At 68.6% G+C, this 21,208-nt stretch carries 20 protein-coding genes; 9 read left to right on the top strand and 11 right to left on the bottom strand.

From position 1 onward, the window contains the following. Positions 1 to 45 precede the first annotated feature (45 nt). The 3 genes from IF37_RS0103820 to IF37_RS0103810 form a co-directional block, all read right to left on the bottom strand. Positions 46 to 1,308 (bottom strand): MFS transporter, encoded by a 1,263-nt coding sequence (locus IF37_RS0103820; protein WP_030736064.1) that lies wholly within the window; start codon positions 1,306 to 1,308, stop codon positions 46 to 48. Positions 1,309 to 1,408: 100 nt separating this feature from the next. Beyond that, positions 1,409 to 2,491: an inositol-3-phosphate synthase gene (locus IF37_RS0103815; RefSeq protein WP_030736061.1), complete on the bottom strand. Its 1,083-nt coding sequence runs from the start codon at positions 2,489 to 2,491 to the stop codon at positions 1,409 to 1,411. A 43-nt stretch (positions 2,492 to 2,534) separates the two neighbouring features. Next, complete coding sequence (locus tag IF37_RS0103810; protein WP_030736057.1) at positions 2,535 to 3,218, bottom strand: PadR family transcriptional regulator; 684 nt, start codon at positions 3,216 to 3,218, stop codon at positions 2,535 to 2,537. A 395-nt stretch (positions 3,219 to 3,613) separates the two neighbouring features. Between IF37_RS0103810 and IF37_RS0103805 the strand changes: the two genes are divergently transcribed. Both IF37_RS0103805 and IF37_RS0103800 read left to right on the top strand, forming a co-directional pair. After that, a complete protein-coding gene (locus IF37_RS0103805) occupies positions 3,614 to 6,313 on the top strand; it encodes a transglycosylase domain-containing protein (protein ID WP_079165532.1) in 2,700 nt (899 codons plus the stop codon). Positions 6,314 to 6,460: 147 nt separating this feature from the next. Then, the gene (locus IF37_RS0103800) at positions 6,461 to 8,017 is read left to right on the top strand and encodes a glycosyltransferase family 87 protein (RefSeq protein ID WP_030736052.1); all 1,557 of its coding nucleotides are present in this window, start codon (positions 6,461 to 6,463) and stop codon (positions 8,015 to 8,017) included. Positions 8,018 to 8,116: 99 nt separating this feature from the next. Here IF37_RS0103800 and IF37_RS0103795 read toward each other — a convergent pair whose 3' ends face one another. The 3 genes from IF37_RS0103795 to IF37_RS0103785 all read right to left on the bottom strand — a co-directional run bounded on the left by IF37_RS0103795 (position 8,117) and on the right by IF37_RS0103785 (position 10,784). Further along, the gene (locus IF37_RS0103795; protein ID WP_030736049.1) at positions 8,117 to 9,148 is read right to left on the bottom strand and encodes an alanine racemase; all 1,032 of its coding nucleotides are present in this window, start codon (positions 9,146 to 9,148) and stop codon (positions 8,117 to 8,119) included. 83 nt (positions 9,149 to 9,231) lie between these two features. Beyond that, complete coding sequence (locus IF37_RS0103790; protein ID WP_030736045.1) at positions 9,232 to 10,350, bottom strand: peptidoglycan bridge formation glycyltransferase FemA/FemB family protein; 1,119 nt, start codon at positions 10,348 to 10,350, stop codon at positions 9,232 to 9,234. Between the two features lie 119 nt (positions 10,351 to 10,469). Continuing rightward, on the bottom strand, positions 10,470 to 10,784 hold the full coding sequence (locus IF37_RS0103785; protein ID WP_030736042.1) for a hypothetical protein: 315 nt from the start codon (positions 10,782 to 10,784) through the stop codon (positions 10,470 to 10,472). Positions 10,785 to 11,057: 273 nt separating this feature from the next. On the opposite strand from IF37_RS0103785, the gene rpsF reads away from it, so the two are divergent. The 4 genes from rpsF (at position 11,058) to rplI (ending at position 12,793) form a co-directional block, all read left to right on the top strand. Next, positions 11,058 to 11,348, top strand: a complete 291-nt coding sequence (rpsF, locus tag IF37_RS0103780; protein ID WP_003991486.1) for a 30S ribosomal protein S6 — start codon at positions 11,058 to 11,060, stop codon at positions 11,346 to 11,348. Between the two features lie 80 nt (positions 11,349 to 11,428). Further along, positions 11,429 to 12,010, top strand: coding sequence for a single-stranded DNA-binding protein (locus IF37_RS0103775; RefSeq protein ID WP_030736037.1), 582 nt, complete (start codon positions 11,429 to 11,431; stop codon positions 12,008 to 12,010). A gap of 81 nt (positions 12,011 to 12,091) precedes the next feature. Then, positions 12,092 to 12,328: a 30S ribosomal protein S18 gene (gene rpsR / locus IF37_RS0103770; protein ID WP_003949403.1), complete on the top strand. Its 237-nt coding sequence runs from the start codon at positions 12,092 to 12,094 to the stop codon at positions 12,326 to 12,328. A gap of 18 nt (positions 12,329 to 12,346) precedes the next feature. Then, a complete protein-coding gene (gene rplI / locus IF37_RS0103765) occupies positions 12,347 to 12,793 on the top strand; it encodes a 50S ribosomal protein L9 (RefSeq protein ID WP_030736032.1) in 447 nt (148 codons plus the stop codon). A 126-nt stretch (positions 12,794 to 12,919) separates the two neighbouring features. Here the strand turns inward: rplI and IF37_RS0103760 are convergent, their stop codons facing one another. Further along, the gene (locus IF37_RS0103760; protein WP_030736029.1) at positions 12,920 to 14,257 is read right to left on the bottom strand and encodes an MATE family efflux transporter; all 1,338 of its coding nucleotides are present in this window, start codon (positions 14,255 to 14,257) and stop codon (positions 12,920 to 12,922) included. 481 nt (positions 14,258 to 14,738) lie between these two features. On the opposite strand from IF37_RS0103760, the gene dnaB reads away from it, so the two are divergent. After that, a complete protein-coding gene (dnaB, locus tag IF37_RS0103755; RefSeq protein ID WP_030736027.1) occupies positions 14,739 to 16,217 on the top strand; it encodes a replicative DNA helicase in 1,479 nt (492 codons plus the stop codon). Positions 16,218 to 16,327: 110 nt separating this feature from the next. Here dnaB and IF37_RS0103750 read toward each other — a convergent pair whose 3' ends face one another. Beyond that, the gene (locus IF37_RS0103750; RefSeq protein ID WP_030736025.1) at positions 16,328 to 16,801 is read right to left on the bottom strand and encodes a MarR family winged helix-turn-helix transcriptional regulator; all 474 of its coding nucleotides are present in this window, start codon (positions 16,799 to 16,801) and stop codon (positions 16,328 to 16,330) included. Positions 16,802 to 16,883: 82 nt separating this feature from the next. Between IF37_RS0103750 and IF37_RS0103745 the strand changes: the two genes are divergently transcribed. Then, on the top strand, positions 16,884 to 17,822 hold the full coding sequence (locus tag IF37_RS0103745) for a zinc-binding dehydrogenase (RefSeq protein WP_030736022.1): 939 nt from the start codon (positions 16,884 to 16,886) through the stop codon (positions 17,820 to 17,822). 45 nt (positions 17,823 to 17,867) lie between these two features. On the opposite strand, the gene IF37_RS0103740 is transcribed toward IF37_RS0103745, so the two are convergent. Next, positions 17,868 to 18,593: a dienelactone hydrolase family protein gene (locus IF37_RS0103740; RefSeq protein ID WP_030736019.1), complete on the bottom strand. Its 726-nt coding sequence runs from the start codon at positions 18,591 to 18,593 to the stop codon at positions 17,868 to 17,870. A 186-nt stretch (positions 18,594 to 18,779) separates the two neighbouring features. Between IF37_RS0103740 and IF37_RS0103735 the strand changes: the two genes are divergently transcribed. Continuing rightward, complete coding sequence (locus tag IF37_RS0103735; protein WP_030736017.1) at positions 18,780 to 20,165, top strand: serine hydrolase; 1,386 nt, start codon at positions 18,780 to 18,782, stop codon at positions 20,163 to 20,165. 57 nt (positions 20,166 to 20,222) lie between these two features. Here the strand turns inward: IF37_RS0103735 and IF37_RS0103730 are convergent, their stop codons facing one another. After that, complete coding sequence (locus IF37_RS0103730; protein ID WP_030736014.1) at positions 20,223 to 20,675, bottom strand: GNAT family N-acetyltransferase; 453 nt, start codon at positions 20,673 to 20,675, stop codon at positions 20,223 to 20,225. A 9-nt stretch (positions 20,676 to 20,684) separates the two neighbouring features. After that, on the bottom strand, positions 20,685 to 21,143 hold the full coding sequence (locus IF37_RS0103725) for a MarR family winged helix-turn-helix transcriptional regulator (RefSeq protein ID WP_030736011.1): 459 nt from the start codon (positions 21,141 to 21,143) through the stop codon (positions 20,685 to 20,687). Positions 21,144 to 21,208 lie beyond the last annotated feature (65 nt).

Raw genomic sequence — 21,208 nt, 5'->3', positions numbered from 1 at the left:
GCCGAAGGGCGATGTTTCACGTGAAACGTCGCCCTTCGTTCTGTTTCAGCGCCGTCCGGCGCGGGCGAGAGTCACCGCCACCGTGCCGTAGACGAGGGCGACGAGGATCACCAGTACCGCTGATCTCCCGTCCGGCGGCAGCATCAGGGCCGCCACTCCGGCGGCGCCGACGAACGCGACATTGAAGAGCACGTCGTACACGGAGAAGATCCGTCCCCGGAACCCGTCGTCGACACCGGCCTGCACGATGGTGTCCGTGGCGATCTTGGCGCCCTGGGTGATCAAACCCAGCACGAAGGCCGCGGCCATGAGCGGAGCCGTGGCGAACGGAAGCCCCAGGGCCGGTTCCAGGACCGCCGCCGTGGCGGAGCACACCACGATCCAGCGGGCGGGCCCGAGCCGTCCCGCCGCCCATGGGGTCACCACGGCGGCCGCGAAGAAGCCGGCGCCGGACAGGCCCAGCGCCAGCCCCAGCAGCCGGAGCCCCTCCTCGGTGCTGGTGGAGAGGGCGTAGCGGCAGAGCATGAGCAGCAGGACGAGGAGCGCGCCGTAGCAGAAGCGCATCAGCGTCATCGCGCCCAATGCCCAGGCCGCGGCCCTGCGCCGGGGCGCGACCAGGTGCCGGACGGCCTCGATCAGCTCGTGTGTGGTCGCGGCGAGCGCCGCCCTCAGCCGCGGTCGCACCGGGTGCCGGTCGGGACCGAGGAGGCCGGGGGGCAGACGGAGCGAGGCGAGGCTCGCGCACAGGTACAGACAGGCGCCGAGCAGCACCACCGCGGCGTCGGAGTCCGAGGCCACGAGCCGTACGCCAAAGGCCAGACCTCCCCCGACGGTCGCGGCGAGCGTGCCGGCGGTCGGTGAGAGCGCGTTGGCGAGCACCAGGCGCTCGGCGACGACCACCCGGGGCAGCGCGGCGGACAGTCCGGCGAGGACGAACCGGTTGACGGCCGTGACGCACAGGGCCGAGACGTAGAAGAGCCAGTCGGGGGCGCCGACGAGCATCAGCCCGGCGGTGCCCGCGGCGAGCAGGGCGCGCAGCAGATTGCCGTACAGGAAGACCTGTCGGCGCCGCCAGCGGTCCAGCAGGACTCCGGCGAAGGGGCCGACGAGGGAATAGGGGAGCAGCAGAACCGCCATCGCCGAGGCGACGGCGGCGGCCGAGGTCTGTTTCTCCGGGGAGAAGACGACGTACGCGGCGAGCGCGATCTGGTAGACACCGTCGGCACCCTGGGACAGCAGACGGACGCACAGCAGGTGCCGGAAGTGCCGAAGGCACCACAGCAGACGCAGGTCACGCACGACGGGCATGGGCGACAGCCTCACACATGCGGAAGGTCCCCGGGTCGACGGACCCGGGGACCTTCACAGCCCTGGCAGGAGCGTTCTCGTGCGAGCGGTGCTCAGCGTCTCAGCGCTCGACCTCGCCGCTGATGAACTTCTCGACGTTCTCGCGGGCCACGTCGTCGAAGTACTGGACCGGCGGGGACTTCATGAAGTACGAGGAGGCCGACAGGATCGGGCCGCCGATGCCGCGGTCCTTGGCGATCTTCGCGGCGCGCAGGGCGTCGATGATGACACCCGCGGAGTTCGGGGAGTCCCAGACCTCGAGCTTGTACTCCAGGTTCAGCGGGACGTCACCGAAGGCGCGGCCCTCCAGACGGACGTAGGCCCACTTGCGGTCGTCCAGCCAGGCCACGTAATCGGACGGGCCGATGTGGACGTTCTTCTCGCCGAGGTCCCGGTCGGGGATCTGGGAGGTGACGGCCTGCGTCTTGGAGATCTTCTTGGACTCCAGGCGCTCGCGCTCGAGCATGTTCTTGAAGTCCATGTTGCCGCCGACGTTCAGCTGCATGGTGCGGTCGAGGACGACACCGCGGTCCTCGAACAGCTTCGCCATGACGCGGTGCGTGATGGTGGCACCGACCTGGGACTTGATGTCGTCACCGACGATCGGGACGCCCGCCTCGGCGAACTTGTCCGCCCACTCCTTGGTGCCGGCGATGAAGACCGGGAGGGCGTTGACGAAGGCGACCTTGGCGTCGATGGCGCACTGGGCGTAGAACTTCGCCGCGTCCTCGGAGCCCACGGGCAGGTAGCAGACCAGGACGTCGACCTGCTTGTCCTTCAGGATCTGGACGACGTCGACCGGCTCCTCGGCCGACTCCTCGATGGTGAGGCGGTAGTACTTGCCGAGGCCGTCGAGGGTGTGGCCGCGCTGGACGGTGACACCGGTGCTGGGCACGTCGCAGATCTTGATGGTGTTGTTCTCGGAGGCGCCGATGGCGTCCGCGAGGTCCAGGCCGACCTTCTTGGCGTCGACGTCGAAGGCGGCGACGAACTCGATGTCGCGCACGTGGTAATCACCGAACTGCACGTGCATCAGGCCGGGGACCTTGGACGCCGGGTCGGCGTCCTTGTAGTACTCGACTCCCTGCACCAGCGAGGCGGCGCAGTTGCCCACGCCGACGATGGCTACGCGAACCGAACCCATTCCGGTTGCTCCCTGTGTGTACGAGTGAGGCCCTGACCGGGTCTCACGTGGCGGTGTCTCCGGGCGTATCCGTCCCGGGGGTGTCCCCGTGACGGGGCAGGCCGCCCGTCGATCCAGTGGTGGTGTCCTGCTGAGCGGACTCCCCGGACGCGGAACTCCGCAGATCCCGCCCGGCCCGCTCGCTCTCGATGAGCTCGTTCAGCCAGCGCACTTCGCGCTCCACGGACTCCATCCCGTGGCGCTGGAGCTCAAGCGTGTAGTCGTCGAGGCGCTCCCGGGTGCGCGCCAGCGAGGCGCGCATCTTCTCCAGGCGCTCCTCCAGTCGGCTGCGCCGGCCTTCCAGGACACGCATGCGCACATCGCGCGAGGTCTGCCCGAAGAAGGCGAACCGCGCGGCGAAGTGCTCGTCCTCGTAGGCGTCCGGGCCGGTCTGCGAGAGCAGTTCCTCGAAATGCTCCTTGCCTTCCGCCGTCAGCCGATAAACGATCTTGGCGCGACGTCCGGCGAGGGGAGCGGCGAGTGCGTCGTCGTGGGTGTTCCCGGGCTCCTCGATCAGCCAGCCCTCGGCGAGCAGGGCCTTGAGGCAGGGGTACAGCGTCCCGTAGCTGAACGCACGGAACACACCCAGCGACGTGTTCAGCCGTTTGCGCAGCTCGTAGCCGTGCATCGGGGACTCCCGCAGCAGGCCGAGCACGGCGAACTCAAGGATGCCGGAGCGCCGGCTCATCGTCGCCTCCTCTCGGCCCCGCGGGTCGGTTCCGCAGGTCTCGCAGTGCCTGTCAGCTTTTTATCTCGCGCTGATGTATCGGTTCGATACATCACGACGATAGAACGGCCTCTCGCACGCGACAAGGGGGAGGGCGGTGAACGGGATCACATCACCGATTCATACGAGGCAAGTTGCCTGATTTGGGGTGAACTTCGAGGCTCGGTGGGTTTTGGCGGTGCGTAGTCTGTGCGGCATGGACACCACCGGGAACCGCGTGACGCCTGGGGAGCGTCCTCCTCCCCGGTGCAGTACGGGTGAATGCGGAACCGACCACATCCGTACTTCGGGGGGACCGGAAACCAGCCGCCGTTCCAGGCGCGCACGGGTGCGCCTGCCCGAGGAGTAATCGTTCGATGAGCGAGCACCGTCGCAAACCGCCGCAGCCGCAGGAAGGCGGACGTGCCGCGGCCCGACGCGGCCAACCCGGCTCGTCCTCCGGCCGCCGTGCGGCACCGCGAGGCGCCACCGGATCTCCTGCCGACTCCTATGGGTCCCGTTCCCAAGGGGCGGACTCCAGGGGGTCGGAAGGTGAGGAGCGTCCCTACGGTGGCCGTGCGGAGGCCCGCCGCGCGGCGCAGAAAGGCGGCCGGCGCAGAACGGCCGACAACACCGGTCCCGGTGGCCGGCGCGGCGGTCCGGGCGGGCCGACCGGCCCGGGGCGCGGCAGGGGCCGCGCGACGACGGCTCCCGGCAAGAAGCGTTTCATCGACTACCCCAGGGCCGGTAAGGACGGCTGGCGGCGGTGGGTACCGTCATGGAAGCTGGTCAGCGGGCTGTTCATCGGCTTTGTCGGCAGCCTGGTGGTGATGGTCGGCGTCGGCTACGCGATGGTCTCGATCCCGAACGAGAACGACGCGGCCAAGTCGCAGAACAACGTCTACTACTGGGCCGACAAGACCCAGATGGTGGCCACGGGTACCGGCATCAACCGGCAGAACGTCAGCATCGACCAGATCCCCGAGGCGATGCGGTTCGCGGTGATCTCCGCCGAGAACAAGTCCTTCTACGACGACTCGGGCGTCGACCCCATGGGCATCGCGCGCGCCATGGTCAACATGGCGCAGGGCGGCCAGACTCAGGGTGGCTCGACGATCACCCAGCAATACGTGAAGAACACCTACCTCAGCCAGGAACAGTCGCTCACGCGCAAGTTCAAGGAGATGTTCATCTCCATAAAGGTGGGTGCGAAGCTCGACAAGAACAAGATCTTGCAGGGCTACCTGAACACCTCGTACTTCGGCCGGGGCGCGTACGGCATCCAGGCCGCGGCGCAGACCTACTACGGCAAGAACGCGGTGGACCTGGAGCCGAGCGAGTGCGCGGTCCTGGCCGCGCTGCTCAAGGGTCCGACGTACTACGACCCCGCGGGCAACCAGGATCTCGACAAGTCGGCGACCCCGCAGGCCAACACTGAGCGCTCCAAGCGCCGCTGGGCCTGGATCCTCGGCGAGATGCACAAGGACAAGCACCTCACCGACGCCCAGTACCAGAAGGCCATCAAGCAGTACCCCAAGCCTGACGGCCGCAAGGCGACCAAGGGCATGAACGGGCAGGTCAGCTACCTGGTCGACACGGCGAAGAAGTACGTCCTCGCCCACTCCGACATCACGGAGGCGCAGTTCGACAAGGGCGGCTACCAGATCTACACGACCTTCGAGAAGAGCAAGGTCAACGCGCTGGCCAAGGCCGTGAAGAACGTCCAGGAGGAGCGTCTCGACCCCAAGCGGCGCGATCTGGACAAGTTCGTGCAGTTCGGCGCGGCCTCGGTGAAGCCCAGGGACGGGGCGATCGTCGCGCTGTACGGCGGTGACGGCTACGAGAACGGCCACTTCACCAACAACGCCGACACCTCCGGTGTCCCCGTGGGTTCGACCTGGAAGCCGTTCGTGCTCGCCGCCGCCATGAAGTACGGCACCTACAACTCCGGCGGCGAGGGTGTCTCCCCGCTGAGCAAGTACAACGGCAACGACCACCTCAAGGTCCGCAAGCCGGACGGTACGTACTACCTCAACAAGGACAACTCGTACTTCTTCCAGAACAACGAGAGTGATCACCCCTGGGGTTACATCACGCTCCGGAAGGCGATGGAGCAGTCCGTCAACACGCCGTTCGTGCAGCTCGGTGTCGATGTCGGGATGACGCACGTCCGGGACGTGGCCGAATCCACCGGCATCCTCAAGCAGAGCATGGCGCCGGACCTCAACCCGTCCTTCGCCATCGGTACGTCCACCCCCAGCGCGATCCGTATGGCCGACGCCTACGCGACCTTCGCCGCGTCCGGTGAGCAGGTCGAGCCGTACTCCGTGACCGGCGTGAAGGTGAACGGTTCGGACGCGCCCAGCTTCGTCAAGCCGAAGCCGGCCCCCAAGGAAGCACTGGACCCGAACATCGCCAACAACATCACGGACGTCCTGGAGAACGTGATCCAGAACGGTACGGCCAAGAACGCCAAGGCTCTCGGCCGTACGGCGGCGGGCAAGACCGGTACCACCGACGAGAACAAGTCGGCCTGGTTTGTCGGCTACACCCAGCACCTGTCCACCTCGGTGGCGATGTTCCGCGAGAACCCCAAGGACCACAAGCTGCTGTCCATGAACGGCACCGCGAACACGGACTCCATCCACGGTGGTGACATCCCGACGCTGGTGTGGACCGAGTACATGAAGGCCGCTCTCCAGGGCGAGAACGACCCCGGATTCCCGAAGGCCACCGAGATCGGCACGGTCAAGGACGAGGTGGGTGCCCCCACCCCGACCCCGAGCGCCACCTACACGCCGCCCCCGTCGCCGAGCGACACGCCGACCCCGACACCGAGCAAGACGACGACCACGCCGTCGCCCTCGGCGAGCGAGTCCTGCGGCTTCGGGTGGGGCAACGGTTGCGGCCACAACGGCGGCGGCACCGACATCGGTGGCACGGACACGGGCGGCGTCGACGGAGGCACGACTCCGACGCCCACGGGAACGGAGACGACCGGGACCGATCCCACTCAGGGCAATGGCAACGGCAACGGCAATGGCAACGGAGGCTTCTTCGGAGGCCAGAACGGCTGACCCGGTGATCCACCCGGTTGGCGGCCTTTTGGCCCGCCAGAGGCGTTTCACGTGAAACATGGGCCGCCGCACCCACACGGTGCGGCGGCCCTCGGCGTGATTCGAGACGGGTACGGCTTCCCGGACCGGTACGGCAGGATGTGCCCCATGCCCAGTGCAGAGATGATGCCCGCGAGTCAGCACGAGCCCGAGCCCGTGCGGCCCGCCGCGGCAGAACCGGTGCAGCCGACCAGGGAGGACGAGGTCGCCGCCGCCGGCAGTGAGCTGATCGGCGGGCCTCTGGGACGACATGCCCTGCTCGGCACCTCCTGGTGGACCCCGGTCCGGGTCGTGGCGCTCGTGGCGATCGGCATGTTCGCCCTCGGCCTGGTCCAGAAGGCACCCTGCTACGACAGCGCCTGGTTCTTCGGCGCGAGCAGCCAGTACACGCACGCCTGCTACTCGGACATCCCGCACCTCTACCAGGGCCGTGGATTCGCCGACCACCTCGTGCCGTACTTCGACAAGCTCCCCGGCGACATGGACTACCTCGAATACCCCGTGCTCACCGGCGTGTTCATGGAGGTGGCCTCCTGGCTGACCCCGCACAGCGGCTCCATCCAGCACCAGGAGCGGTGGTACTGGTTCGTCAACGCCGGGCTGCTGATGGTGTGCGCCGCCGTCATCGCCGTCTGCGTGGCCCGCACCCATCGCCGGCGCCCCTGGGACGCCCTGCTGGTCGCCCTGGCTCCTGCCCTCGCCCTGACCGCGACCATCAACTGGGACCTGCTGGCGGTGGCGCTCACGGCCGCCGCGATGCTGATGTGGTCTCGGGGCCGGGCTCTCGCTTTCGGTGTCCTCCTGGGGCTCGCCACGGCCGCCAAGTTGTACCCCGTCCTGCTGCTCGGTCCGCTGCTGGTGTTGTGCTGGCGGGCCGGCAAGTGGCGCGCGTACGTCCAGGCCGCCGGCGGCGCGGTGGGCGCCTGGCTCGTGGTGAACCTGCCCGTGATGCTCGCGCACGATGCGACGGGGTTCCACATCCGCGAAGGCTGGGCGAAGTTCTACACCTTCAGTAAGGAGCGGGGTGTCGACTTCGGCTCCTTCTGGCTGATCTGGGCGCAGAACTCCAGCCACCCTCCCACCACCGGCTTCGTCAACGACGCGGCGACGGTGCTGGTCGTGCTCTGCTTCCTCGGCATCGCCGTGCTCACCTTCACGGCCCCGCGCCGGCCGCGCTTCGCCCAGCTGGCCTTCCTGATGGTGGCCGCCTTCGTGCTCACCAACAAGGTCTACTCCCCGCAGTACGTCCTGTGGCTGGTGCCGCTGGCGGTCCTCGCCCGGCCCAAGTGGCGGGACTTCCTGATCTGGCAGGCGTGCGAGGTGACGTACTTCCTGGGTATCTGGATGTACCTCGCCTACACGACCAGCGGAGACGCCCACAAGGGCCTGCCGACGCAGGGCTACCACTGGGCGATCGTCATCCACCTGCTGGGCACGCTGTACCTGTGCGCCCTCGTCGTACGGGACATCCTCATGCCGGAGCGGGACGTGGTGCGCCGGTCCGGCGACGACGATCCCTCGGGCGGGGTGCTCGACGGCGCGGAGGACGCGTTCGTGTTCGGCGCGGCGGCCCCGCCGCCTTTGGAACACACCGCCGCGTTCGAGGCGCCGCAGGTGGACTGGGGCCGCCCCGAGACCCTGACCCACGACGACCGTTCGCTCTGAGCGAACTGGCATGATGCTCGCGGCACGGCGGACCGCCGGACGCGTGGAAGGCCGTATCCGGGTACTCCGGATACGGCCTTCCGGCTGTCCTGGACGGGGTCAGCGGTCCACGAGGCGGTCGAACTGCGTCGTGGTGTGCCGCAGATGGGCCACCAGCTCGTCACCGACCTTCGGCTCGGGGGCGTCCGAGGGCACGAACAGGATCGACACCTGCATGTGCGGCGGCTCGGCGAACCAGCGCTGCTTGCCGCCCCACACGAACGGAGAGAGATTCCGGTTGACCGTGGCGAGCCCGGCCCGTGCGACGCCCTTGGCGCGCGGCATGACGCCGTGCAGGGCCTTCGGGGCCTCCAGGCCCACCCCGTGCGACGTACCACCCGCCACGACCACCAGGAAGCCGTCCGAGGCCGCCTTCTGCTGCCGGTAGCCGAACCGGTCGCCCTTCGCCACACGCGTGACGTCCAGGACGGCACCGCGGTACTCGGTGGCGTCGTGGTCCCCCAGCCACAGCCGGGTGCCGATACGGGCCCGGAACCGGGTCTGCGGGAACTGCTGCTGGAGCCGGATCAGCTCGTCCGCCTTCAGGTGGCTGACGAACATCGTGTGCAGCGGCAGCCGCGCCGCGCGCAGCCGGTCCATCCAGCCGATGACCTCCTCGACGGCGTCCGAGCCGTCGGTGCGGTCCAGCGGCAGGTGGATGGCGAAGCCCTCCAGCCGGACGTTCTCTATGGCCTGGTGCAGCTGCGGCAGATCCTGCTCGCTGATGCCGTGCCGCTTCATCGAGGACATCACCTCGATGACGACACGGGCCCCCACGAGCCCGTACACACCGTCGATGGACGACACCGAGCGGACGACCCGGTCGGGCAGCGGGACCGGCTCCTCGCCCCGCCGGTACGGCGTCAGCACCAGCAGATCGCCGCTGAAGAAGTCCTTGATGCGCGCGGCCTCGTAGGTCGTGCCGACGGCGAGCATGTCGGAACCGAGCCGTGTGGCCTCCTCCGACAGCCGTTCGTGTCCGAAACCGTAGCCGTTGCCCTTGCAGACCGGGACGAGCCCGGGGAACTGCTCCTGCACGTGCTTGTGGTGCGCCCGCCAGCGCGCGGTGTCGACGTAGAGCGTGAGCGCCATGGCCGGACCCGGAACCTTTCTCGTGGCTGGGTGGATCAGAGGTGGAAAGCTGTGAAGGCTATGGAATCAAACGGCCGCGCGGCTCAGCGGCGCGACATGTAGATGTCGAGCGCCTTGTGGAGCAGCTTGTTCAGCGGGAAGTCCCATTCGCCGAGGTACTCGGCGGCCTGGCCGCCGGTGCCGACCTTGAACTGGATCAGACCGAAGAGGTGGTCGGTCTCGTCCAGCGAGTCGGAGATACCGCGCAGGTCGTAGACGGTGGCGCCGAGCGCGTAGGCGTCGCACAGCATCCGCCACTGCATCGCGTTCGACGGGCGCACCTCGCGGCCGATGTTGTCGGAGGCGCCGTAGGAGTACCAGACGTGCCCGCCGACGATCAGCATCGTGGCCGCGGAGAGGTTCACGCCGTTGTGACGGGCGAAGTACAGCCGCATGCGGTTGGGGTCCTCGGTGTTGAGGGCCGTCCACATGCGCTGGAAGTACGACAGCGGGCGGGGGCGGAAGTGGTCACGGACGGCCGTGATCTCGTAGAGCCGCTGCCATTCGGACAGGTCCTGGTAACCGCCCTGGACGACCTCGACGCCGGCCTTCTCGGCCTTCTTGATGTTGCGGCGCCACAGCTGGTTGAAGTTCTTGTGGACCTCTTCCAGGGAGCGGTTGGCCAGCGGCACCTGGTAGACGTAGCGGGGCTGCACGTCGCCGAAGCCGGCGCCGCCGTCCTCGCCCTGCTGCCAGCCCATGCGGCGCAGCTTGTCGGCCACCTCGAAGGCGCGCGGCTCGATGAAGTCGGCCTCCAGGTCGCGCAGCCGCTTCACGTCCGGGTCCTGGATGCCCCGCTTGATCGTGTCCGCGTTCCAGCGGCGGATGATCACCGGCGGGCCCATCTTCACCGAGAAGGCGCCCTGCTGCTTCAGGTGCGCCAGCATCGGCTGGATCCAGTCGTCCAGGTTCGGCGCGTACCAGTTGATGACCGGGCCCTCGGGCAGGTAGGCGAGGTAGCGCTTGATCTTGGGAAGCTGGCGGTAGAGAACCAGGCCCGCGCCGACCAACTGGCCGCTCTTGTCGAACCAGCCGAGGTTCTCCGAGCGCCACTCCGCCTTCACATCGGCCCATGCCGGGACCTGCATGTGGCTCGCCGCCGGCATGCTCTGGATGAAGGCCAGATGCTGCTCGCGACTGATGGTCCTCAGGGTCAGGCTCATTCGGGGCGCTCCTCGGGCTGGTGTGTCCCCATGGGTTCAGGGGCTCCGGCTCTCGCGCCGAAGCCTACTGCGCCTTCCGAGCGCCCCGACTGGGCGTACGGGGCTTGGGGCCGGTCGGGTCAGCCGATGATCCCGCCGAACAGGCCGCCGTGCGCCATGCCGATGAGGAAACCGATCCCCGCGGCACCGAGACCCAGGATCAGGCCGAACCGCTCCCGCGTCGTCACCGAGATCCACTGCCCCCAGACGCCGGTGATCAGCGCCACCAGGCCGGCCCACGAGGTCAGCAGGTGGAGGCTGTGGAAGAAGGACGTGATGAAGGACAGCAGGCCCAGGGCGAGCGTCACCGCCATCAGGGCGTCCTGAAGCGGATGGGACCTGCCGTCCGTGGCGAAGAGGGAACCGGCGGTGTTGGGTCGCAATGCCTGTGCCATGGGCACCTCCTGCGGAAGGCGGCGCATCGTAGCGCCGTACATACCCTTTGTGTACAGATTGTCGTTCCCGACGGACGGATTTCAACCGGAAGCGGGTGTGCGGGTAGTCTTTACCGTCTGCACTGGTGTCTGCCCAGACCTGTCAAGGTCACACTGCCCGGCTTCCCGAGGGAACCCCGATTGTCAGTGGTGGCCGATACCGTTGCGTACGCATCACAACCCTCCTGCCACGGAACGACCGTGGCCGCTGAGTCCAAAGGAGGTGGGTTCCACATGCGTCACTACGAGGTGATGGTCATCCTCGACCCCGATGTCGAGGAGCGTGCGGTCTCCCCGCTGATCGAGAACTTCCTGTCCGTCGTCCGTGACGGTGGCGGCAAGGTTGAGAAGGTCGACACCTGGGGCCGTCGTCGTCTCGCCTACGAGATCAAGAAGAAGCCCGAGGGCATCTACTCGGTCATCGACCTTCAGGCCGAGCCTGCGGTCGTCAAGGAGCTCGACCGCCAGATGAACCTGAACGAGTCGGTCCTCCGGACCAAGGTCCTCCGCCCCGAGACCCACTGAGCTTTCCCGCTCAGCTGATCTCGGGATTCGAGTAGCAGCAACCAGCAGCCAGAGCAGCAAACCCGCCGAGAGGTTCCCCCATGGCAGGCGAGACCGTCATCACGGTCATCGGCAATCTTGTCGACGACCCCGAGCTGCGCTTCACCCCGTCCGGTGCGGCGGTCGCGAAGTTCCGTGTCGCGTCCACTCCCCGTACCTTCGACCGCCAGACGAACGAGTGGAAGGACGGCGAGAGCCTCTTCCTGACCTGCTCGGTCTGGCGTCAGGCGGCGGAGAACGTCGCCGAGTCGCTCCAGCGAGGCATGCGCGTCATCGTGCAGGGCCGGCTGAAGCAGCGGTCCTACGAGGACCGTGAGGGCGTCAAGCGCACGGTCTACGAGCTGGACGTCGACGAGGTCGGCCCCAGCCTGCGCAACGCCACGGCGAAGGTCACCAAGACCGCCGGTGGCGGTCGCGGCGGCCAGGGTGGCCAGGGTGGTTACGGCGGCGGTGGCGGCCAGGGCGGCGGCTGGGGCGGTGGCTCCGGCGGCGGTCAGGGCGGCGGTGCTCCGGCCGACGACCCGTGGGCGACCGGCGCTCCCGCCGGTGGCAACCAGGGTGGCGGCGGCTGGGGCGGCGGCTCCGGCGGCGGTGGCGGCTACTCGGACGAACCCCCCTTCTAAGCCGTGATCCGGTCCGTCGGGACCGGGCCCGGTCGAGGGTGGGTCGTTACCCGAACTTCTTGATCACACAGGAGAAACACCATGGCGAAGCCGCCTGTGCGCAAGCCTAAGAAGAAGGTCTGCGCTTTCTGCAAGGACAAGGTCACGTACGTGGACTACAAGGACACGAACATGCTGCGGAAGTTCATTTCCGACCGCGGCAAGATCCGTGCCCGTCGCGTGACCGGCAACTGCACGCAGCACCAGCGTGACGTCGCCACGGCCGTCAAGAACAGCCGTGAGATGGCGCTGCTGCCCTACACCTCCACCGCGCGCTAAGGGAAGGGTGACCAACTCATGAAGATCATCCTCACCCACGAGGTTTCCGGCCTCGGTGCCGCGGGCGACGTCGTCGACGTCAAGGACGGTTACGCTCGCAACTACCTGATCCCGCGGAAGTTCGCTATCCGCTGGACCAAGGGCGGCGAGAAGGACGTCGAGCAGATCCGCCGCGCTCGCAAGATCCACGAGATCCAGACCATCGAGCAGGCCAACCAGGTCAAGGCTCAGCTCGAGGGCGTGAAGGTCCGTCTGGCCGTCCGCTCCGGCGACGCCGGCCGTCTCTTCGGTTCCGTCACCCCGGCCGACATCGCGTCCGCGATCAAGGCTTCCGGTGGCCCCGAGGTCGACAAGCGCCGCATCGAGCTGGTCGTCCCGATCAAGACCCTGGGCGCCCACGAGACGTCCGTGCGTCTGCACCCCGAGGTTGCCGCCAAGGTCAACATCGAGGTCGTCGCGGCCTGATCGCCGCGTGATCGCTGTGCTCGTCTGAGCCGCTGAGAGGGCCGCACCCGTCGAGGGTGCGGCCCTCTCGCATGTCCGATGCCCGTGACCAGGGGCGGTCATCGCGGCTTGTTTCACGTGAAACGGTCAGCGGGTCGCGCCCGTCACGATCCACCGGCCGGAGCGGGCCCGCAGCCACAGGGTCAGCATGCGGATCGCCATCATCAATGTCATCGAGGCCCACACCGCGGTGAGTCCGCCGCCGAGGGTGGGGACGAGCAGGGCCACCGGAGCGAACACCACCAGGGTGACGACCATCGCTCCGGCCAGATAGGGGCCGTCGCCCGCGCCCATCAGCACCCCGTCCAGGACGAAGACGATCCCGCAGATGGGCTGCGAGAGAGCCACGAGCAGCAGAGCAGGCAGCGCCGCGTCCGTCACCCCCGGGTCGCTGGTGAACAGCGGCAGGAAGAGCGGTCGCGTGACCACGACGAGCAGTCCCAGTACGGCGCCGGTCGCGATCCCCCACTGGATCATGCGGCGACAGGCCTGACGCGCTCCCTGGGCATCGTCCGCACCGAGATAGCGGCCGATGATGGCCTGCCCAGCGATGGCAATGGCGTCGAGCGCGAAGGACAGCAGGTTCCACAAGGAGAGGATGATCTGGTGCGCGGCGATGTCGACGTCCCCGAGGTGGGCCGCGACCGCTGTGGCGATCATGATCATCGCTCGCAGGGACAGCGTTCGGACGAGGAGGGGAACGCCGGCCTGGGCGGAAGCCCGGATACCGGCCGCGTCGGGCCGGAGGGACGCGCCGTGCCGCCGGGCCCCGCGTACGACCACCGTGAGGTAGACGGCTGCCATGCCGCACTGTGCGATGACCGTGCCCCAGGCCGAACCCGCGATGCCGAGTCCGGCCCCGTAGACGAGTCCCGCGTTGAGGGCCGCGTTGGCGACGAAGCCAGCGACGGCCACGTAGAGGGGGGTCCTGGTGTCCTGGAGCCCCCGCAGTACCCCGGTCGCGGCCAGGACGACGAGCATGGCGGGGATTCCCAGCGCGGAGATGCGCAGATAGGTGGTGGCGTAGGGAGCTGCGGTCGGGGACGCGCCGAAGAGGTCCACGATCCCGGGGGCCAGGGGCAGGGCGACGGCGATGACGGCGGCACCGAGCAGCAGGGCCAGCCAGATGCCGTCCATGCCCTGCCGGATCGCCGCCGCGAGGTCGCCGGCACCGACCCGGCGGGCCACGGCGGCCGTGGTGGCGTAGGCGAGGAAGACGAAGACGCTCACGGCCGTGGTCAGCAGCGCCGAGGCGACGCCCAGACCGGCGAGCTGAGCAGTCCCGAGATGGCCGACGATCGCACTGTCCGCCATGACGAAGAGAGGCTCGGCGACGAGAGCACCGAAGGCCGGGACGGCCAGCGCGACGATCTCTCGGTCGTGCCGCCGCCGGGTGGCCTGGGGGATCTCTGGAGCCTGTGTCATGGGCATCAATGTAATCGTCCACAGGTAATAGATGCAATTGACCTGTGGTCCTTACTTTTCGTCTCAGGGTGTGTCCTTTCGCGCACCGTTCGAAGTGATCTTGCCCCGAGTGGGAAAGTTTTTCTTCTGCACAGCCGGTGGATCACATAAGCGCAGGTCAGCGACGTGGCCCTGGGGGAAGGGAGGGCTTGTTCACAGGGCTGTCCACCGGGTCGTGCACAGGTTTCGGCGAGTTCTCCACAGCATCCGGCCGGTCGTCCACATGGCCTGTGGATAACCAGATTGGCTGACGGTGCCGACGGGCCTACCGTGGTCCGGCGCCCGCTCCTTCCCGCGGCCCGGCAGGTGTCCTTCTTCCGGCCCGGGAACCGTCATGAATCCGATGCGTCAGTAGCGGAGTCGGGCCTCTTGTTTGTCAGTGTCGTGCCGTACAAAAGAGGCCACGGCGAGGTCCGCCGTGCGGACGGGAGGAGGTGGCTCGGTGAGTATTTCCGAGCCCTTGGACGATCCGTGGGCCGACAGCGGACCCAGCGATCGTCTGCCGGCCTCCCGCCGGCGGGGTGACGGCGGCCGGGGGCGGGATGAGCAGCACGACCGGGGCCGGGACAACGGCTCCTGGGAGGGCGGCTCCTCCTCCTTCGAGCGGGTGCCGCCCCAGGACCTGGACGCCGAGCAGTCCGTGCTGGGCGGCATGCTGCTGTCCAAGGACGCCATCGCCGACGTCGTGGAGATCCTCAAGGGCCACGACTTCTACAAGCCCGCGCACGAGACGATCTACCAGGCGATCCTGGACGTCTACGCCAAGGGCGAGCCGGCCGACCCGATCACCATCGCCGCCGAACTCACCAAGCGCGGTGAGATCAACAAGGTCGGTGGTGCCGCGTATCTGCACACCCTCGTCCAGACGGTGCCGACGGCGGCGAACGCCGAGTACTACGCGGAGATCGTCCACGAGCGGGCCGTCCTGCGCCGCCTGGTCGAAGCCGGTACGCGCATCACCCAGATGGGATACGCGGCCGACGGGGACGTGGACGAGATCGTCAACAGCGCCCAGGCCGAGATCTACGCCGTCACCGAGCAGCGCACCAGCGAGGACTACCTCCCGCTCGGCGACATCATGGAAGGCGCTCTCGACGAGATCGAGGCGATCGGCTCGCGTAGCGGCGAGATGACGGGCGTGCCCACCGGTTTCACCGACTTCGACTCGCTGACGAACGGCCTCCACCCCGGGCAGATGATCGTCATCGCGGCCCGTCCCGCCATGGGTAAGTCGACCCTCGCGCTGGACTTCGCGCGGGCCGCCTCCATCAAGCACAACCTGCCGAGCGTGATCTTCTCGCTCGAGATGGGCCGCAACGAGATCGCGATGCGTCTGCTGTCCGCCGAGGCACGCGTCGCCCTGCACCACATGCGGTCCGGCACGATGACCGACGAGGACTGGACACGGCTCGCCCGCCGTATGCCGGACGTGTCGGCCGCACCGCTGTACATCGACGACTCCCCGAACCTGTCGATGATGGAGATCCGGGCCAAGTGCCGGCGTTTGAAGCAGCGCAACGACCTCAAGCTGGTCGTCATCGACTACCTCCAGCTGATGCAGTCCGGTGGCTCCAAGCGCGCGGAGAGCCGTCAGCAGGAGGTCTCGGACATGTCCCGTAACCTCAAGCTGCTCGCCAAGGAGCTGGAGATCCCGGTGATCGCGCTCTCCCAGCTCAACCGTGGTCCCGAGCAGCGCACCGACAAGAAGCCGATGGTCTCCGACCTGCGCGAGTCCGGTTCCATCGAGCAGGACGCCGACATGGTCATCCTGCTGCACCGCGAGGACGCGTACGAGAAGGAGTCCCCCCGCGCGGGCGAGGCCGACCTGATCGTCGCCAAGCACCGAAACGGCCCCACGGCCACCATCACGGTCGCCTTCCAGGGCCACTACTCCCGTTTCGTGGACATGGCCCAGACCTGATCCGCCGGGCTGTGGGTGCCGGACTCCGGGCACGGCGGCCGCACCCGGGGCGCCGGCCGGCCTGAGGGCGGAGCGGCTGCCTCGCCGTCTTCCCAGGAGTGACGAAGCCGCTATTCGCCCCTTGGAGATGTCTCGGCGCAGGGCTCTTCCTGCTGGACGATGCGCGCGAGGAGACCCATGAGCTGGGTTCGCTCGGCAGGCGTCAAGGCGGCGGTCAGTTCGTCGTTCGCCTGACGGCCCAGTTCCTCCGTTCGCAGCAGGCGACGTTGCCCGCCCGGCGAAAGGGAGATGGCGTTCTTGCGACGGTCCTTGGCGTCCGGCGCCCGGGTCACGAGGCCGTCGTTCTGGAGGTCATTGAGGATCGCGACCATGTCTTTGGGATCGATGCTCAGGCTGCGGCCCAGCTCGGCCTGCGATACGGGGCCCAGTTCGGCGACGGCCGACAGGACGGCATGGTGCATCATCCGCATGCCCACCTGAGCGAGAGCCTCGGCGACGAGCCGGTGCCCCCGAGCTGCGGCACGGCCCAGGAGCCAGCTGGGGAGGGAGCGAATACGGGCGGGAGCGCGGGTGGTCTCGGACATGGAGCCAGACTAGCCAGAAATTCATTGGGAGCCCCTATGATCCTTCAGTATCGTTGGGTCTCCCAATGACTTGCAGGTCTGCATGCGGCGCGTTCGTTTCCATGAGTACGGCGGTCCGGAAGTGCTGCGCGTCGAAGACGCGGAGGCTCCCGAGCCCGGCCCTGGGGAACTGCTGGTTCGTACGGAAGCCATCGGGGTAACCCTTCCCTCCGTACGCAAGGTTCGAGGCGAAGACGGCAACACGCCGCTGCCGGGAGTGCTTGGAGGCGAGATCGCCGGAACGGTGATCGCACTCGGCCCGGACGTGACGGATTTCGAAGTCGGCGACCGCGTCACGTCGCTCACTTTCCGCGGCGGCTCGTACTCCGAACTGGTGATTTCCCCCAGCTTCATGGCGAGCCGCATACCGGACGGAGCGAGCGCCATCCAAGCCGTCGCGCTGGTGCGCAGTGGACACGTCGCCTTCGCCGCCCTCGCCACGGCCCGCCCTCTTGCGAGCGAGTCGGTCCTGATCACGGGCGCCGCGAGCGGAGTGGGTCATCTCGCGGTCCAACTGGCCAAGCTTCAGGGCGTTGGACGGGTCGTCGCGGCCGTGAGCTCGGACGCCAAGGCGGAGTTCCTCCGCGGTCTCGGTGCCGACGAAATAGTGACCTACGACAGCGAGCACTGGGGGGAGCCGGTCGACGTGGTCCTGGACGGAGTGGGCGCAGATCTGCTCCCACGCGCCCTCTCGGCCCTCGCACCCGGCGGGCGACTCGTCTTCTTCAACTCGGGCGGCGGCACCGTTCCCGCCTTCGACCTCCTGGCAGGGTCGAAAACCATCACCGGGCTCACCATGGCGAGGTTCGCCGACACGCAGCGTGAACTCTATGACCAGCATGGCGAGGAGCTGTGGAAGCTGACCATGTCCGGACAGTTGCAACCGGTCGTCCACGCCCGGATTCCGCTGGCTGAGGCGGCACGAGCGCACGAGATCATCGAAGCCCGTGCCAACCTCGGAAAGGTCGTCCTGCTGCCCTGACGGTGAAGCCGAGTCGCATCGGGAAACGCGCGGCCTCTGCGGCCGTCAGGGTGCCAGCGGCACGCACTCGGCGAGCAGGCCGACGATGTCGCGCCAGGCCCGCTCCGCCTGCCGCGGGTGGTAGCCGACTCCGGGAGGAACGGCGTGGTCGACCGGTGGGTGGTGGAAGGCGTGCTCGGCTCCGCCGTAGACCACGAGACGCCAGTCGACGCCCGCGGCCTGCATCTCGGCGGTGAACGCGTCCCGCTGTGCGGGCGGCATGATCGGGTCTTCCGATCCGATCCCGGCCCACACCGGGCAGCGCATGCGCGCCGCCTCGCCCGGCCGGCCCGTGGTCAGTGCGTTGACTGTCGCGATCAGCCGCAGATCGACGCCGTCGCGCCCTAGCTCCAGTGCGATCGCGCCCCCGGTGCCGTAGCCGATGGCGGCGATCCGATCGGGGTCGGTCCGCGGTTCGGCGCGCAGCACCTCGAGGGCCGCATGGCCGATGCCCCGCATCCGGTCGGGGTCGGCGAGCAGCGGGTTCACGCGCTCCAGCATCTCCTGCGGATCGGTGAACCAGCGCCCGCCGTGGAGGTCGAAGGCCAGGGTCACATACCCCAGTTCGGCGAGGGCATCGGCCCGGTGGCGCTGGACGTCGTTCAGGCCGGGGCCCTCGGGCCCGAGCAGGACCGCGGGCCGGCGGCCGGTACCGGCGGGGAGCGCGAGGTGTCCGAACATCGTCAGGCCGTCGGCCGGGTAGGCGACCGTGCGTGTGGTGACCGTCGTCATGGGACGGGACTGTAGTGACGACCGGGCCCGGCCGGGCCCGTCTTCTCCCGTCGGCAGAACAGCGCGTGGGGGCCGGACCACGGCACCGTCCCAGGACGGAGGGCTTGAGAACCTCCAGCAGGTCAAGGGCACCCGTGCCCGGCAAATGGATTCGACGTCAGGCTCCGCAACCGGTGGACTGGAGCCATGACGACAACTCAGGAAGCCCTGCTCCCGGGCACCCGGCGGGCCCTACTGCACCGGATCGCCGTCGCGCAGTCCGAAGGCCGGGCTCCGTCGCTGGTCGCCGCGGTCGTCCGCGACGGGCGGGCCGTGTGGCACGGAGCGCGTACCTCGGTCGACGGGCATGCGCCGGACGAGGACGTGCAGTACCGGATCGGGTCCATCACCAAGACGTTCACCGCCGTGCTGGTGATGCGGCTGCGCGACGAGGGTCTGCTCGACCTCGGTGACCCGCTGGAGAAGCACCTGCCGGGCACGGGCGCGGGGGAGGCGGCGATCGCGGAACTGCTCGCCCACACCGCAGGGCTGGCGGCCGAATCGCCGGCGCCCTGGTGGGAGCGCACACCGGGCTCGCTGCGGCCCGAACTCACCGATGTACTGGGCGAACAGCCGCTGCTGCACCCCGTCGGCAGGCGGCACCACTACTCCAATCCCGGTTACACGGTGCTCGGTGCTCTGGTGGAGAAGGTGCGCGGCGCTCCCTGGGAGGAGGTGCTGCGCGACGAGATCCTGGAGCCGCTCGGCCTGCACCGGACGAGCACACGGCCCAAGCCGCCCCACGTGGGCGGATGGGCCGTGCACCCGTGGGCCGACGCGCTGCTGCCCGAACCGCTGGAGGACCTGGGCCGGATGGCACCGGCCGGTCAGCTCTGGTCGACCACCGGGGACCTGGCGCGGTTCGCCGTCTTCCTGGCCCGGGGAGACGACCGGGTGCTGAGCGCGCGGTCGGTGGAGGAGATGCGCACCCCGGCGGCGCCGGCCGAGGCCGCGGACGTGGTGGACGGGGTCACCTACGGCCTGGGCATGCAGATGCAGCGGCGGGACGGCCGGCTGCTCGTCGGGCACTCCGGTTCGCTGCCGGGCTTCCTGGCGAACCTCACCATCAGCGTGGCGGACGACGTCGCGGCGGTGGTACTCGCCAACTGCACCAGCGGGCCGGTCCTGGGCACCGTGGGGGCGGATCTCGTCCGGATCGTCGCCGAGGCGGAACCCCGTATCCCCGAGCCCTGGCGGCCGCTGCGCGAGGTGGATCCGGCGGTGCTGGAACTGGTGGGGCAGTGGTACTGGGGCACCCATGCCTTCGGCCTGCGCGCGACCGCCGACGGGCTGATCTCACTTGCACCGCTGACCGGGGGCGGCCGCAGGGCTCGCTTCCAGAGGAACGGCGACGGCACCTGGACGGGCCTGGAGGGCTACTACGCGGGTGAGCTGCTGCGTCCCGTACGGCGCTCGGACGGGTCCGTGAGCCACCTGGACCTCGGTTCGTTCGTGTTCACCCGCCAGCCGTACGACCCCGAGGCCCCGGTGCCCGGGGGTGTGCACCCGGAGGGCTGGCGGGGTCTCGGCTGATCCCTGGCCGTATCAGGGGGGTGTTTCACGTGAAACACCCCCTGTTCAGGGAGCCGGTCAGAGCCGCAGTTTGAAGCCCTCGTGCGAGGCGGTGAAGCCCAGACGCTCGTAGAAGCGGTGGGCATCGGTGCGCGTCTTGTCGGACGTCAGCTGCACCATCCGGCAGCCGAGCCGCCGGGAGGTGTCGACCGCCCACTCGATGAGCCGGCTGCCCAGGCCGCTGCCCCGCTCGTCGGCGTGGATCCGTACCGCCTCGATGAGCGCGCGGGTGGCGCCCTGGTGCGAGAGCCCGGGAATGATCGTCAGTTGCAGGCTCCCGATCACACGTCCCTCGCGCACGGCGACCACGAGGTGCTGGTTCGGGTCGGCGGCCAGGCGTTCCAGCGCGGCCCGGTACGGCGTGAGGTCGCCGGGTGACTCGCGCTGGGCGCCGAGTGGATCGTCGGCGAGCATCGCCACGATCGCCGGAAGGTCATCGGCGGTCGCGGCGCGTATGACAAGGTCTCCCATACGGGCACCCTATGCGGGCATACTCAGCGACTCCACCACCCTCACCAGCGGAGCCAGTTCGGGGTTCTTCGCCGCGTCGTCCAGGGCCTCGCGCAGTGCGGCGTCATTGGTGGGCCGCGCCTCCTCCAGGAGACTCAGTCCGGCCGCGGTCACATTGGTGTAGATGCCGCGCCGGTCGGTGGGGCACAGATACCGCTCCAGCAGGCCGCGGTCCTCCAGCCGGGTCACCAGGCGTGTGGTGGCGCTCTGGCTGAGCACGACCGCGTCGGCGACCTGCTTCATCTGGAGATGTCCCCCCTGACCGGCGTGCTGCCTGCTGAGCACGTCCAGCAGCGAGTACTCGCGCACGCTCAGATCGTGCTTGCCCTGAAGGGCGCGCTCGATGTGCGCCTCGATCCTTCCGTGCAGCGCAGAAAGGGCGCACCAGCCCTGGGCAAGAGCGGTGAGCGCAGGGTCCGTCGCTGTCATTGGCGTTTCCTCCGTCTCGGAGCGGCTCCACCACAAGGGTAGAGCACCGACGCAATAGTCGGCGC

The sequence above is a fragment of the Streptomyces sp. NRRL S-31 genome (assembly GCF_000718775.1).
Taxonomy (GTDB): Bacteria; Actinomycetota; Actinomycetes; order Streptomycetales; family Streptomycetaceae; genus Streptomyces.
This window is presented reverse-complemented; position numbering and strand designations above follow the sequence as displayed.

What these genes read in the sequence shown, in the direction of transcription:
- IF37_RS0103750 (WP_030736025.1), bottom strand. Translation starts at nt 16,801, where the DNA reads ATGTCCGAGACCACCCGCGCTCCCGCCCGTATTCGCTCCCTCCCCAGC.
- IF37_RS0103805 (WP_079165532.1), top strand. Translation starts at nt 3,614, where the DNA reads ATGAGCGAGCACCGTCGCAAACCGCCGCAGCCGCAGGAAGGCGGACGT.
- IF37_RS0103760 (WP_030736029.1), bottom strand. Translation starts at nt 14,257, where the DNA reads ATGACACAGGCTCCAGAGATCCCCCAGGCCACCCGGCGGCGGCACGAC.
- rpsR (WP_003949403.1), top strand. Translation starts at nt 12,092, where the DNA reads ATGGCGAAGCCGCCTGTGCGCAAGCCTAAGAAGAAGGTCTGCGCTTTC.
- IF37_RS0103725 (WP_030736011.1), bottom strand. Translation starts at nt 21,143, where the DNA reads ATGACAGCGACGGACCCTGCGCTCACCGCTCTTGCCCAGGGCTGGTGC.
- IF37_RS0103800 (WP_030736052.1), top strand. Translation starts at nt 6,461, where the DNA reads ATGCCCAGTGCAGAGATGATGCCCGCGAGTCAGCACGAGCCCGAGCCC.
- rplI (WP_030736032.1), top strand. Translation starts at nt 12,347, where the DNA reads ATGAAGATCATCCTCACCCACGAGGTTTCCGGCCTCGGTGCCGCGGGC.
- IF37_RS0103730 (WP_030736014.1), bottom strand. Translation starts at nt 20,675, where the DNA reads ATGGGAGACCTTGTCATACGCGCCGCGACCGCCGATGACCTTCCGGCG.
- IF37_RS0103820 (WP_030736064.1), bottom strand. Translation starts at nt 1,308, where the DNA reads ATGCCCGTCGTGCGTGACCTGCGTCTGCTGTGGTGCCTTCGGCACTTC.
- IF37_RS0103785 (WP_030736042.1), bottom strand. Translation starts at nt 10,784, where the DNA reads ATGGCACAGGCATTGCGACCCAACACCGCCGGTTCCCTCTTCGCCACG.
- IF37_RS0103740 (WP_030736019.1), bottom strand. Translation starts at nt 18,593, where the DNA reads ATGACGACGGTCACCACACGCACGGTCGCCTACCCGGCCGACGGCCTG.
- IF37_RS0103775 (WP_030736037.1), top strand. Translation starts at nt 11,429, where the DNA reads ATGGCAGGCGAGACCGTCATCACGGTCATCGGCAATCTTGTCGACGAC.
- IF37_RS0103815 (WP_030736061.1), bottom strand. Translation starts at nt 2,491, where the DNA reads ATGGGTTCGGTTCGCGTAGCCATCGTCGGCGTGGGCAACTGCGCCGCC.
- rpsF (WP_003991486.1), top strand. Translation starts at nt 11,058, where the DNA reads ATGCGTCACTACGAGGTGATGGTCATCCTCGACCCCGATGTCGAGGAG.
- IF37_RS0103735 (WP_030736017.1), top strand. Translation starts at nt 18,780, where the DNA reads ATGACGACAACTCAGGAAGCCCTGCTCCCGGGCACCCGGCGGGCCCTA.
- IF37_RS0103810 (WP_030736057.1), bottom strand. Translation starts at nt 3,218, where the DNA reads ATGAGCCGGCGCTCCGGCATCCTTGAGTTCGCCGTGCTCGGCCTGCTG.
- IF37_RS0103790 (WP_030736045.1), bottom strand. Translation starts at nt 10,350, where the DNA reads ATGAGCCTGACCCTGAGGACCATCAGTCGCGAGCAGCATCTGGCCTTC.
- IF37_RS0103795 (WP_030736049.1), bottom strand. Translation starts at nt 9,148, where the DNA reads ATGGCGCTCACGCTCTACGTCGACACCGCGCGCTGGCGGGCGCACCAC.
- IF37_RS0103745 (WP_030736022.1), top strand. Translation starts at nt 16,884, where the DNA reads ATGCGGCGCGTTCGTTTCCATGAGTACGGCGGTCCGGAAGTGCTGCGC.